Origin of the sequence: Deinococcus gobiensis I-0 (genome assembly GCF_000252445.1) — a bacterium.
GTDB lineage: Bacteria > Deinococcota > Deinococci > Deinococcales > Deinococcaceae > Deinococcus > Deinococcus gobiensis.
Genome location: NC_017790.1, coordinates 636,137 through 649,160 on the forward strand (window position 1 = coordinate 636,137; position 13,024 = coordinate 649,160).

The 13,024-nt window shown below is 71.5% G+C and carries 9 protein-coding genes; 2 read left to right on the forward strand and 7 right to left on the reverse strand.

Annotated elements, in window-relative coordinates; genetic code table 11:
- Positions 1-14: 14 nt before the first annotated feature.
- The 7 genes from DGO_RS02995 to DGO_RS03020 all read right to left on the reverse strand — a co-directional run bounded on the left by DGO_RS02995 (position 15) and on the right by DGO_RS03020 (position 10,139).
- A complete protein-coding gene (locus tag DGO_RS02995) occupies positions 15-1,940 on the reverse strand; it encodes an ATP-binding protein (RefSeq protein ID WP_145975234.1) in 1,926 nt (641 codons plus the stop codon).
- 110 nt (positions 1,941-2,050) lie between these two features.
- Positions 2,051-3,055 (reverse strand): eCIS core domain-containing protein, encoded by a 1,005-nt coding sequence (locus DGO_RS23735; RefSeq protein WP_169330986.1) that lies wholly within the window; start codon positions 3,053-3,055, stop codon positions 2,051-2,053.
- A gap of 3,643 nt (positions 3,056-6,698) precedes the next feature.
- A complete protein-coding gene (locus tag DGO_RS03005) occupies positions 6,699-7,175 on the reverse strand; it encodes a phage tail protein (protein WP_083847184.1) in 477 nt (158 codons plus the stop codon).
- Positions 7,176-7,179: 4 nt separating this feature from the next.
- Positions 7,180-7,353 (reverse strand): hypothetical protein, encoded by a 174-nt coding sequence (locus tag DGO_RS23740; RefSeq protein WP_014684009.1) that lies wholly within the window; start codon positions 7,351-7,353, stop codon positions 7,180-7,182.
- Between the two features lie 57 nt (positions 7,354-7,410).
- Positions 7,411-7,863, reverse strand: coding sequence for a hypothetical protein (locus DGO_RS03010; protein ID WP_226991428.1), 453 nt, complete (start codon positions 7,861-7,863; stop codon positions 7,411-7,413).
- Between the two features lie 100 nt (positions 7,864-7,963).
- On the reverse strand, positions 7,964-8,413 hold the full coding sequence (locus tag DGO_RS03015) for a phage tail protein (protein ID WP_193352025.1): 450 nt from the start codon (positions 8,411-8,413) through the stop codon (positions 7,964-7,966).
- A gap of 139 nt (positions 8,414-8,552) precedes the next feature.
- A complete protein-coding gene (locus tag DGO_RS03020) occupies positions 8,553-10,139 on the reverse strand; it encodes a phage tail sheath family protein (protein ID WP_014684012.1) in 1,587 nt (528 codons plus the stop codon).
- 403 nt (positions 10,140-10,542) lie between these two features.
- Between DGO_RS03020 and DGO_RS03025 the strand changes: the two genes are divergently transcribed.
- On the forward strand, positions 10,543-10,944 hold the full coding sequence (locus DGO_RS03025) for a GPW/gp25 family protein (RefSeq protein ID WP_043800806.1): 402 nt from the start codon (positions 10,543-10,545) through the stop codon (positions 10,942-10,944).
- 51 nt (positions 10,945-10,995) lie between these two features.
- On the forward strand, positions 10,996-13,014 hold the full coding sequence (locus DGO_RS03030) for a putative baseplate assembly protein (RefSeq protein WP_014684014.1): 2,019 nt from the start codon (positions 10,996-10,998) through the stop codon (positions 13,012-13,014).
- Positions 13,015-13,024: the final 10 nt, after the last annotated feature.

A 13,024-nucleotide genomic window follows, 5' to 3' on the forward strand; every position in this document is an offset into this window, starting at 1 on the left:
GGGTCAAAGTTCCACTAACGCCCCCAGCCCACGAAGGCCGCGTCGTCCAGAGACAGGCGGCCCAGCTTGCGCCACTCGCCCCGGATGGCCTCACGCATGAGCGGCATGGTCAGGGGCGTACCCTGCGCGGCGGCCATGAAGGCGGCGTTCAGCGCCACCGAGCGGATGTTGCCCCCTGCGAGCTTGATCTGCGCGAGCTGCGCGTAATCCAGCGCCGCCGTATCCACCTGTTCGGGAAAGGCCCGCTGCCAGATGCGGGCGCGCTCGGCGGCCTCGGGCGCGCGGAAGTTGAGCGTGAAGCGGATGCGGCGCATGAAGGCCTGATCCATGCTGCTCTCCAGGTTGGTGGTCAGGATCGCCAGGCCCCGGTAACTTTCCATGCGTTGTAGGAGGTAGTTGACCTGCGTGTTGGCGAAGCGGTCGTTGCTGCTCTGCACGTCGCCGCGCTTGCCGAACAGCGAGTCGGCCTCGTCGAACAGCAGGATCACGCCGCCCTCGTCGGCCGCGTCGAAGATCTGGCGCAGGTTCTTCTCGGTCTCGCCGATGTACTTGCTGACCATGCTGGACACGTCCACGCGGTACAGGTCGAGCTTCAGGGCGTGCGCGACCACCTCGGCCCCCAGCGTCTTGCCCGTACCCGAGGGGCCGCTGAACAGCGCGCTGATGCCCAGCCCGCGCGAGCGCCCCATGCCCCAGTCCTCATACACGCGGGCGCGGTGGCGCACATGCTCGACGATCTGAGAGAGCACCGCCTTGTCCTCGGGCGGCAGCACGAGGTCGTCCCAGCCGGGTTCGCCGGTCAGGCGCTCGGCCAGCTTGCCCAGGCGCTGACGCCCGGCGACCCGGCAGGCCTGCCAGGCGCGCTCCAGCTTCTCGTCGTCGCTGCGGGCCGCCTGACCCGACACGGCGTCACCCAGGGCCGCCGCCTCCGCCCGCCCGGCGATGGCGCGGGCATTGAGGCTGAACTGGTCGGTCAGCTCGGCCAGGCGGGGCAGGTCGGCGCGGCGCAGGCCCAGCTGCGCGGCCCACACCTCGCGCTGCTCGGCGCGCGTGAGATGAGGCACTTCCAGTTCCAGGGCGGGCCGTCCGGACCCCAGGTCCAGTGGCTCCTGGGCCAGCACCACCAGCGGTCCGCGCAGGTGCGAGGCCACGCTGGCGACCAGCCGCTCCAGCCGGGGTACAGGCCAAGCCTCCTCGCCCGCCTCCAGCCGGTTCAGGTGCGCTTCGAGCACGAAGGCCGAGGGATACAGCGCGGCCTGCCGCTCCCACAGCGTCAGGTCGCGGGCCAGCGCCTCACCGGCCGCCACGAACTCGTTCAGGGTCAGGCGCGTGACCGGGCGCTCCAGGGTCGCCAGCCCCGCCAGCGCGAGGTCGAGCTGCGTGTCCAGATCCCCGCCGTGAAGCTGCGCGGCGGCCTGCGGTCCGGTGGCGAGGTGCCGCGTCAGGGCGGCCGTCAGCCCGGCCGGATCGCCCGCTCCGGCCGGGTCGGGAAGCGGCTGCACGTAAGGCGCGAGTTCCGTCGGCACCTCGTCCGAGCCGTACAGGTAGGCCAGCACGGCCGGATCGAGCCGCAGCACCTGCAAGCTGAGGCTGCCCTGCGGCTCGCCCGCCACCGGCAGCAGCAACCGCGACGTGAACAGGGCGCTGCGCTCGCCCATCACCCCGGCGTCGTCGCCGAACAGGCTCAGCGCGAGGTGGCGGGTCACGCCCCCCAGCGGCGGGGGCTGGTCGTCGTAGTGCAGCTGCACGAACTGCCGCAGCCGCAACGGGTGAACCTCGCCGGCCAGCGCCAGCATCAGCAGCCCGCCCTCGACACCCGAGAGCCCGAGCGTGCCGGCCAGCTGCGAGAACCGCGAGTGGCCGTCGTCCAGCGGGTTGACGAGCGGCCCGTCGGCCTGCCCGCTGAGGTGCAGCTCGATGGCCTGGATGAAGTTCAGCACGGCCTCCGTGGTCGAGGGAGCCGTCCAGGTCGGCTCGGCCACCGGCCGCCGGGGCGGCGCGCGACCNTGCGGCGGCCCGCCGTCATGCGCCGCCCCGGCCGTGCGGGCGCTCAGCGGTCACGGCGGACCTCGGTGGCGAGGCGGCGCTTGAGGACCGCGTACACCTGCTCGGCCAGCCGGTCGAGGTCGGGCGCGCGGGTCTGCCGCCGTGAGGAGCCGGTATCGGGTCCACGCGGCGCGGGGTCTGGGCCACCGACCGGCGCTGGGGCAGCGGCCGGCGCGGCCGGAGAGCGGGACGTGCTCGCGGCGCGCACGACACTCCCGGGGCCGGCGGCCGGCGCAGCGGCCGGACTGCCGGCCGGCACGCTGGAACGCGCGACAGGCGCGGGCCGAGGGGGACCACTGCGGGCCGGGGTGGCCGGCGCGTCGTCCCAGAAGGGCAGGGGTTCCCAGGGCGCCGGCAGGTCACCCCAGGGCGTGGGTGCGGCAGGTGCGCGCGCCGGGCTCTGCACGCCCTGCGCGGCCTGCCCCGGCTGTCCCGCAGCCTGCCCGGCCGACTGCGCCCCCACCCTCGCCTCGACCTGCTCGGCCAGCGTCTCCTCGTCGGCAGGGCTGCCCCCCGGCGCGGTGGGCAGGGGCTGGGCCGGGGCGACCGGTCCGGCAGACGGGGCCGCACGCAGCACCGCCGGCACGAAGGAAGGGTCGCGGTCCCGCAGGATGTGGGTCAGTTCGTGGGCCAGCAGACCCAGACCCCGGGGCGAGGCGAGGTCCTGCCCGGGGCTGAGGAGCACGGCGTCGCCCACCGCCAGCGCGTCGGCCGCCGCCTGCGCCGTCGCCGCCGCCGCGTGGGCGTCCCGGATGAGGCGTACATGGCCCACGTCCGCGCCCAGCGCACGACTCAGGACCGCCTGCGCGCCCAGCGGCAGCGGCTCGCGCGCCTCGGGACGGGCGAGTGCGCGCCCGGTCGCCTGAGCGGCCGCCTCGCCCACGCCGGTCAGGGGACGGGGCTGCGCCGACTGTTCCGTCGGCCACACCGGGGCCGAGAGGGGGGCCGGGGCCGGTCCCTGGGGAGCCGGGGCACTGCTCCCCGGTTGACCGGCGGGTGGACCTGCCACAACCTGTTCGGCCTGAAGCGCGGGCGACGGCGCCATAGAGGCGGCCGGGACGGGAAGACGCCCTGCGAGGGACTGGACCGGGGCGGCCTGGGCCACCAGGCGCTGGGCCGGGGCGGAGGAGTCGGGCACCGGGGGAGGCGGACTGGCCTGCGCTTCGGTCACCACAGGAGCAGCCCGTCGGGCTGGGATAGAGAGCGGCCGTGTGGCCTGTGGTTCAGGGACCGGGAGCAGCGGGACGCCCGGCTCCGAAGGCGACAGAGGCGGCCAGACGGGCAGAGCAGCGGCCAGCGGTACCGGTGCAGGCACACCCGGGCTGGGCGGGAAGATCAACTCCCCGGAAGATTGAACCGGCATGGCCGGAACTGGTCCCCCGGCCCGACCCGGCGCTGTCGGCACGGCACCTTCCGGCCAGGTATCCGGAGAAGTCGGCAGTATCGAGCGCGGGCTGGGAGCCGGCACCGGACCGGCCCCCGGCGGGGCCGATGGCGGCTCGCCGGGCCCGGCCGTATTCACCCCCGGCGCGCTCCCGATGACGGGCGTCGGGCCCGGCGACGCGGCTTCCTCGGCTGGCCGGAGCACAGGCCCTGGCGTCTCGATGGGAGACGGCACGGCGACAGGAAAAGGCGTGGCTGAGCCGAGTGGACGGGGCACAGGGGGCAGGTCCGCTGGCCCGGACGAATCCGCGGGTACATCGGCACGCACTGACGCCGATTCGGGCCCCCGTTCCCCGCCAGAATCCGCTCGGGACGGGACTCTTTCCGGCTCGGCCCCGGTGGGGGAAAGCGGCGCGGCAGGACTCTGGTCAGCCTCAGCCACGGTCATCCCTCGGGGCTGGGGCAGGCTTTCCGGACGGTCAAGCCGTACCGACATCTCAGGTGCTTCCACCTGGAGAGAAGGCCCTGGCTCGCCCGGACGTCTCTCGGACCTGCTGGAGACAGGCGCGGAGACCGGCGACATAGGGGCAGGCTGCGCCGAAGCGGGCTGGGCACCCTTCTCGTCTGCCACGTCTTTCGGAATGGCCGGCGAGACCGCCTCAGTCGGGCTTCCCGCACGCTGTACCCGGGCCGTATCCGGGAGCAGTCGAGGTTCTCTGTGCGGAGCATCCTGTGCTTCCACCTCGACTGGCATCCCTGTGCTCGGGGCGACAGGCAAAGCCTCTTCGGCAGGGGGAACCGCAGCGCTCTGCCCGGAAACCCGCTCACCCGATTCTCGCGACAGGGAGGTTACGGAAACCTGCGGCGGAGCAGCTTCCGGAAGTGGGAACACCGGAGTGGCGGGCTGAGGCGCGGGAGCCGCCAGCGGCGCGGGCAACTGTTCAGGACCGGCGACGTTTCCCGCGCCGCCGCTCTCTTTTGGGGAGGCGACCTGGGGACGGGGAGCCTCCGCCGGAAGGGCAGGACGGCCGATCTGCGGGCTTCTCCCGTCCTGGGGAGGCACGGCCGGAGAGGCGTCAGCCGACGCCGCTAAAGACTCTCCGTCTGGTTCGGGGCGCAGCGGCGCAGACGGTCCCGCTTCAGGCAGACCGGCCGGTGACAGGCGACCGGCGGCCTCTGGCCCTCCCACTACCGAAGGCGACGCCTCCGGCCCGCTCACCGTATCGGGAGGCTGATCGGATGGTGGCCGCGCCCCGTCTTCCGAGGCGTCTCCGGTGGCCACACCTGGGGGGCGGTCGGGCTTCTGCCAGGTCAGCAGTTCGGCCAGCGACAGTGGCCTCGCCTCGCTCGTTCCCTCGTTCTCCCGCTCGATCATCCGGTTCAGCCGCGCCAGATAGCTCTGCGCCTGCTCCGGGCTGTGCACCGGCGCTTCCGGTTCCGGTTCCGCCGCCTTCGCCGCCTGGATCGGCACCGGCCGTGGGCGGCGCGGCAGGCTCAGCTGCGCGCCGCCCTCGGACATGGGCAGATGGTCGCGGACCTGACGGCGCGTCGTCTCGTCCTGCGCGGGCGACACGAAATCCACTGGAGGCGGCTCCAGGAGCGCCGGGGCCTCCGGGGCCGTTTCTGGGATGGCTGCCGGAGTCTCCGGCTGTGCCCGCGACTCCGTCTGGGACGGGCGCGGCGTCTGGGGGGGCATCTGGACGGGTTCGGCCGATCTGACTGGCGCCGTGGGCACGGTGCGCCCCTCCGCAACCGCCTCTCCCTCTGGAGCCCGCTCGACAGGTCGAGTTTCTCCAGACGTGGCCTGGACAGGCGCAGCCCCCTGCTCGACAGGCACAGAGTCTTCGGCCACCGGGGCCGTCTGATCCGGCACTCGCTGTTCCCGTGACGGCTGCTCCGGCACCGCCACCGGGCTTTGCGCGGCGGTTGTCTCGTCGTCGGCCACACCTGGGGGGCGGTCGGGCTTCTGCCAGGTCAGCAGTTCGGCCAGCGACAGTGGCCTCGCCTCGCTCGTTCCCTCGTTCTCCCGCTCGATCATCCGGTTCAGCCGCGCCAGATAGCTCTGCGCCTGCTCCGGGCTGTGCACCGGCGCTTCCGGTTCCGGTTCCGCCGCCTTCGCCGCCTGGATCGGCACCGGCCGTGGGCGGCGCGGCAGGCTCAGCTGCGCGCCGCCCTCGGACATGGGCAGATGGTCGCGGACCTGACGGCGCGTCGTCTCGTCCTGCGCGGGCGACACGAAATCCGCTGGAGGCGGCTCCAGGAGCGCCGGGGCCTCCGGAGCTTCTTGAGTCTCCGAAGAGGCCGCTGAAGCGGCCGGTGGCGTGACGACTTCGGTCAGTGCCGCGACCCCGGGCCATGTGGTCGCCGCTATGGTCGCCGCTTCCGGAACGGCACTGGCGCCGACGACCACCTCCGGCGCGGCCGGGGAAACGACAGGCTCGGCCTGCACGGGTGGGCCTTCTACCGGCCGGTTCTGCACCGCCGGCAGGGGAGCGGTGGGCATCGCCGGAACAGCGGCAGCGGAGGGGGGCGCTGGAATGGGCCGATCAGGCTGCCTGTCGGGCACAGGGCTGGGCGTCCCGGACGGCTGCTCGGCCGCGCTGCCGTAGGCCAGCAGACTGCGGAAATCGAGCTGCCCTGTCGCCGGATTGAAGGTCGCCGGGCCGGAACTGGCCAGGTCGGCACCCGCCTCCTGCACACGCGGCGCCGACCCCGGCCCGGCCACGGGAGCCTCGGGCGGCGCGGTCCAGACTTCTCCAGCCGCGTCCAACAGCCGGTTGACCTCGGCAGGCGAGAGCCCGGTTCCTCCACCCAGCTCCTCCGGGGCCGTCCAGACCCCTTCCTGGGCCGGGAGGGCCGGGCCGGGTTCGAATCCATCTTCTGCCCTGACAGCGTTGGTCAGTCCCGGAATGACGGGGGCCTGCTCCAGAGCAGGTACGCCGGGCCAGGGAATCGGTAACTCGGCGGTCGGCAGTTCGGCCTGCCCTGGCTTCAGGCGGGCCTGGACCCGGCGGGGGGCGGCAACTGGGGCAGCGGCGACTCCCCATGCAGGCGAGGGCACGGGCACGGGCACCGCAGGCAGAGCGGCACCGGGCACCGTCCGCCGCCCCTGTTCCCCAAAGCCTGACGGCACCGGCGCGGCGGGCCGCTGGGTGCCGAACAGCACCGTGAAATGCTCGCGGTAGTGCCGCAGCAGTTCGGCGCGGCTCTGCATCGTCGGTGACCTCATGCGTTTCCTCCCCAGGGGCCGGTGCCCCGACATGCCGGGCTTATTCCACGGCCAGAATGCCCACGTGGGCCAGTTCTATGGTCTCGATGGCGACGGCGTCGGTGCCGGCGGCCAGTTGCGGCCCCGTCCACTTGCAGGGAAAGGCGTTGAGCAGTTCCCAGGTCACGACCGGCTGCGCGTCCTGCGTGGCGTAGAGCGTGATGGTCACCGAGCGCAGGTCCATCACGCCGCGCGCGACCCGCTGGTACCACTTGAACAGCTCGTTGTCGCGCGCCACCCCGCGCTTGAGGGTCACGTTGCCCGCCTTGGTGATGCCCGGCAGGCGGTACACGTACCCGTTGTTGCCGCCCTCCTGGTACTCGAACAGCTCGGTTTCCATCTGGAGACCGCTGACTTCCGAGAACACGGCCTTGGGCATGTTGTCCACGGTGACGTAGTACCGGCTCGACGCGTTGGCGACCGGCTTGACGTAGCTGGAGGTCCGGCCTGGGCCGCCGGCTTTATTTCCGAAACTCATCGTTTCACCTCCGGCCCGCGCGGCGCAGCTGCAACTGGAGGTCCTCGCGCATCAGGCGGTAGACCCGGTCGGCGAGCTGCTCGATATCGATGGACGTGGCCCGGACCGACGACGCGACCACCCGGCCGCCCGTGGGCTGGGCTCCGGGTCCGGACGCTGAAGAAGAGGTTTCGGCCATATGGAGTTCTCCTTGCCAGGACCTGCCGCCCGGCCGCTCCCGCTGACGCTCCTGCGCTCAGGCCCCCGACAGGTCGAGCAGGAGGTCGGTGCCGCAGTGCGGGCAGGTCGTCTCGACGGTGCCGCCGGAAGGTGTGGCGGCCGGCGGCGCTGCGGGAACCGTCGGCGGGGACAGAGGCGCGGCGGCCGGCGACAGACTCAGGGCCGTGTTCAGTTCGAGGTACAGTCCCTGGAGGTACGCGAAATCGGCGGTGTACAGCCCGGCGATCACCTCGGGCGGCACCGGCGAGAAGTCGCCCAGGCGCACCACCACCCGGCTGAGCAGCAGCAGGCCCAGATACGCCTCGTTGTCGCGTACGCGGGGGTCGCCCAGCGGCTCGATCTCGTCGAAGGCCGTCGCCAGGCGCATCAGGCCCCGGCGGTGCGTCCGCCCGGCCGCGTCGGCGTAGCCCAGGGGCAGGGCGAATTCGTGCAGCGCCGCCGGGGCGGCTGTCAGGGAACCGTAGGTCATCGTGCCCTCCGCGCGCCGGGAGCCGGGGCTTCAGCGTAAGGGGGCGGGCACGCGGCCCTGCTGCGCCGCGACCCGCCCCTGCCCCGCCCTGCGCGCCGCTTTACTGAACGCGCTTGTACCCTTCGTGGGTGATGGTCAGTTCCTCGATGGCGACCTCGTTGGTCTTGGCATCGTAGGTGGGGCCGTTGAGCTTCTGGGGCCAGGCGCGCTCGAAGTTCCAGCGGGCGATGGCCTCGCCGCGCTGGTTGTACAGCGTGATGGTGCCGCTGCGGCGCGCGCCCTCGATGTCGCCGTCCTCGACCTGTTTGCGCCACTGCCACATGTCCATGCTGTCGGTGATCCCGCGCTTGAGGACGATGTCGGTGTACTTCATGGTGCCCGGCTCGCGGATCAGGATCGGCTTGCCGCGCGCGTCGGTGGCGCGGTACTCGACGACCTGGCTCTCGCTGCCCAGGCCGTTGCACTCGCGGAACGCGCCGACCACGCCGTTCTGGAAGTCGACCGCGAAGTAGGCGGCCACCAAGGGGTCTTTGTGTACGGGCTGGGTCATGTCCTTGCCTCCTGTGGTCCGGCCCCGGAATCAGGGATGCGCGGGGGCCGGGGAATGAGGGCGGAAAAAAGGGTGAGGGCCTTTTCGCCGTGGCCGGAAAGACCGGCGGGCGCGCGGCGCGGCGTCTGCCGCGCGGCGCTTACTGGCCGGTGCCGGCGTACTGACCGAAGCGCAGCACCACGAATTCGGCGGGCTTGACCGGCGCGATTCCGATTTCGACCATGACCATTCCTAAGTCACGGACCTCGGGCGGATTGAGTTCGGCGTCACACTTGACGTAGAAGGCCTCGCCCGCCGTCTTGCCGAACAGCGCGCCGCTGCGCCATACGATGGTCAGGAAGGCCGTGATGTCGCGGCGCAGCTTCGACCACAGGTCGTCGTCGTTGGGCTCGAAGACGGCCCACTGGGTCCCGCGCTCGATGCTCTTCTCGACGAAATTGAAGATGCGGCGCACCGAGATGTACCGGAAACGGGCGTCGCTGCTCAGGGTACGCGCGCCCCAGATGCGCAGGCCCATGCCGGGGAAGGTGCGGATGCAGTTCACGCCGATGGGGTTCAGGAGGTCCTGCTCGCTCTTGGTGATCTGCATGGCCGGGTCGAGGGCGCCGCGGATGACCTCGTTGGCGGGGGCCTTGTGAACCCCGCGCTCGACGTCGCTGCGGGCATAGATACCGGCCATGTGACCGCTGGGCGGCACGAGGATCGGCCGGCCCTCGGGACCGTTGATCTTGATCCACGGGTAGTACAGCGCGGCGTACGAGGAATCGAAGTTCGACTCGTGCTCGCGCCAGCGCTTGACCTGCTGCGGATTCAGGTCGGGCAACGGGTCGATGAGGGCCACGCGGTTGCGGTTGCGCTCGCAGTGGTCGATCATGGCGCGCTGCACGGCCTTGACGCCGTCCTCGTCAATCAGGCCGTTCTGGTAGGCGCTCATCAGGTCGGGGGCGCACAGCATGGACACGTCCTCGGCGACCTCCATCCCCTCAATCCCCGAGCGGTCGTGCACGCTGCCCACGAAGTGGTTGCTCTGGAGGACGATGCTCGTGTCGGTCGGCGCGAAGGCCGAGTGGATGGTGAAGCCGCCGAATTCCGGCACGCGCTCGGCCAGGGCGCCGGCCGTGCTCTGCTCCAGGATCTCGATGATCTGGCTGTGCTGGTTGACCACCTCGACGACGTTGCGCGGGTGCTTCTTGGCCATCGAGACGTTCTCGAAGGTCTCTTCCTTGTCGTCGAGCCGCACGCGCAGGGTGAACACGCCGTCGGCGGGCGTGGGGTCCTGCTCGGTGGGCACGGCAGGCTGCACCTCGACGTTCACGTCGCTCACGGGCTGGCCCTTGACGCCCACCGTCAGTGCGGGCAGCGCCTTGGAAGCCCGCGACGACAGTTGCAGCGTCTTGGGCATGTCCACCGTCTTGCCGGTGTCCTTGGCGCGGTTGGGCGGCACGATGCGGGTCACGTAACAGCGCGTGCCCCCGTTGTTGAAGTAGCCGTAGACCGAGTGCGACATGTAGGTGCCCGGCATGTGCGGGTTGACCGTGCCGTCGGCCTCACGCGAGCCGAAGGTCTCGAGGTACTGCGACCAGTTGGCGATGAAGATGGGCGTGTTGGCCGGACCGCTCGGCGCGAAGCCGATGAAGGCGGCCGTGGTCGTACTGATGCCCTCGATGGGTCGGGGACCCGAGGACATCTCCTCGATGTATACGCCTGGCGACAGATATTCGGGCATGGGTGTTCCACCTTTTTGAGGGGAGGCTTGCCGGAGGTCCGGGGGCAGCGCGGACGCAGGAGGGCTGCGCGCGGAAGAGGGAGACTGACGCGGGAAAGTATACCGCCGCCCTCCGCCGGGGAGCCGCAAAGTTGCGCAGCCCGTATCTGACTGCCGCCTTACAAATGATTTGTGCCGTCCTGGACATGTCCAATACCTATCTAGACAACGTGGTGGAAATCGGGTCAGTCGGTTTGCCGCGCCGCGCTGGCGAAGAGGGCGCTATGGTGGACACACAGCGGGACCGCAGGCCAGACGAGACACGACCCCCGGCGCACCGGCGCGGGAAAGGAGCGACAGGCATGAGACGACTTTCGGCAGACGCGCGCGCGCGCCGTCCCGTCCCCCGCAGGCCGGCGCGGCCATGAGCGACCACCTCGGCACCGGCTGGGCCTTTCCGGTCGCCACCGACCCGCGCGGACGCATCGGCATGGTGAGCGGCGTGCGCGCGGTCGAGCAGGCGATGCTGATGATCCTGATGACCCCCAAGGGCCAGCGCGTGATGCGGCCCGAATACGGCTGTCAGCTGCATGAGCTGGTCTTCGCGCCCAACGACGCGAGTACGCTGGGCCTCGCCTCCTACTACGTCCACGAGGCGCTGAGCACCTGGGAGCCGCGCATCGAACTCGAGGAAGTGGACGCCGACGTGGACCCCGACTATCCCGAGCGCATCGTGATCCGGGTCAACTACCGCCTCGTGGACGAGCCCAACAGCCGCTCGCTGGTTTTTCCCTTCTACCGCATGCCGACCGAAACCCTGCCCTGAGCGGCAGGTCCCCGCCTTTTCGGCCCGGCCGGCCCTTTTCCGAGGTCAAGCGTGCCCCTACCCACCGCCAACCTGGACGACCGCCGCTTCGACGACATCGTCGCGCAGGCCCGTCAGCTCATTCCGCAGTACTGCCCCGAGTGGACCGACCACAACACCTCGGACCCCGGCATGGCGCTCATCGAGATCTTCGCCTGGATGACCGACCTGCTCCTCGTGCGGGTCAACCAGGTGCCGGACAAGATGTACGTCAAGTTCCTGGAACTCATCGGCGTGCAGCTCGAACCGCCGCGCGCGGCCGTGGCGCCCGTGACCTTCTACCTGACGGCCGCGCCGTCGAGTCCGCTGACCATCAACGCCGGGTCGGAGGTCGCCACGGTGCGCACCGAGGTCACCGAGGCGACCGTGTTCTCGACCGAGGCCGACCTGACGGTGAACCCGGCCGAGCTGCTCGCGGCCTACAGCGGCAACGCGCTGGGCGAGAACACCTTCGTGCAGCACGACCTGGAGCGCCTGGGCGTGCTGGGCCACAAGGTACCGATCTTCTCGCCCGAGCCGGTGCCGGGCGACGCCTTTTATCTGTGTTTCGCCACGGACCTGAGCAGCCACGTCGTCTCGCTGATGATGGTCTGCGAGGTCGCGGGGGGCGCGGGCGTGAACCCCAAGGAGCCGCCCTTCGTGTGGGAGGTCTGGCAGGGGCCGCTGAACCGCTGGGTGACCTGCACGGTCGAGTTCGACGGCACGCTGGCCTTCAACAGCAGTGGCGAGACGGTCCTGCGCCTGCCGGGCATGGTCGCCGAGGAATTCTTCGCTCAGCAGGGCTACTGGCTGCGCTGCCGGATCACCAGCGAGCAGAACTACGCGGGCTACCGCGTCTCGCCCGACCTGGAATCGCTGGCGGTCGAGTCGCGCGGGGGCACGGTCACGGCGCGGCACGCGGTCGTCGTGCGCGGCGAGGTGCTGGGCCGCAGCGACGGCACGCCGGGGCAGCGTTTCGCGCTGGTGAACACGCCGGTGCTGCATATGGACAGCGCCGAGGACGTGATCGTCAGCGAGCTGGGCGGCGAGACCCCCGAGGTCTGGACGCTGGTGCCCGACTTCGCCGACTCGGGTCCCGAGGACCGGCACTACCGGCTGGACCATGTGACGGGCGAGATCACCTTCGGGCCGGCGCTGCTGCAACCCGACGGCACGGTGTACCGCTTCGGGGCGGTGCCGCCGGTCGGGGCGTCGCTGCGCTCGCGGCGCTACCTGTATGGCGGCGGCGTGCAGGGCAACGTCCCCGCCCGCGCCCTGAGCGTCCTGAAGGCCAGCATTCCCTACGTGGCGCGGGTCATCAACCACGCCCCGGCGGTCGGCGGGCGCAACGCCCAGACCCTGGAAGACGCCATGATGCGCGTGCCCCAGCAGCTGCGGACCCGCAGCCGCGCCGTGACCGCCGACGATTTCGAGTATCTGGCGACCCAGGTGCCGGGCGTGGCCCGCGCGAGCTGCATCACGCCGAACGCGGCGCTCGAAGCCGGCGAGACCTCCTTTCCGGGCCAGATCCGCACGCTGGACGTGCAGCCGGGGCAGGTCTCGGTGGTCATCCTGCCGCGCGGCGAGGTCACGGCGGGCCGCATCGCGCCCGAGCGGCTGGGCCTGTCGGCCGAACTGCGCGCCAGCGTCCAGAACTATCTCGACGAGCGCCGCATGGTCGGCACGGTGCTGGAGGTGCGCAGCCCGCAGTACTTCTGGGTGAGCGTCTCGGCGCTGCTGCGCGTGCCGCCCGGCACCTCCCCGCGCGTGCGCGCCGACGTGCAGCGCGCCGCCGAGGCCGCCCTGTACGCCTACCTCAACCCCTACGTGGGCGGCCCCGAGCGCCGGGGCTGGCCCTTCCGGCGGGCGCTGTACCTGGCCGAGCTGTACGCCCTGCTGCGCACCGTGCCGGGGGCCGACTTCGTCGAGGACGTGCAGGTGTTCCTGAGCGACCCCGCCCACCCCGACGCGCGCGAACCGGCCGGGGCGCAGGTGCTGCTGCCGCCGCAGGGCCTGATCGTGTCGGACGTGCATACGGTGCGGGTCGAATGAGCAGGAGGCG

Excerpts from the sequence above, each read along its gene's own strand:
- DGO_RS03020 (WP_014684012.1), bottom strand. The coding sequence starts at position 10,139 with ATGCCCGAATATCTGTCGCCAGGCGTATACATCGAGGAGATGTCCTCG.
- DGO_RS03025 (WP_043800806.1), top strand. The coding sequence starts at position 10,543 with ATGAGCGACCACCTCGGCACCGGCTGGGCCTTTCCGGTCGCCACCGAC.
- DGO_RS03010 (WP_226991428.1), bottom strand. The coding sequence starts at position 7,863 with ATGACCTACGGTTCCCTGACAGCCGCCCCGGCGGCGCTGCACGAATTC.
- DGO_RS03005 (WP_083847184.1), bottom strand. The coding sequence starts at position 7,175 with ATGAGTTTCGGAAATAAAGCCGGCGGCCCAGGCCGGACCTCCAGCTAC.
- DGO_RS23740 (WP_014684009.1), bottom strand. The coding sequence starts at position 7,353 with ATGGCCGAAACCTCTTCTTCAGCGTCCGGACCCGGAGCCCAGCCCACG.
- DGO_RS03015 (WP_193352025.1), bottom strand. The coding sequence starts at position 8,413 with ATGACCCAGCCCGTACACAAAGACCCCTTGGTGGCCGCCTACTTCGCG.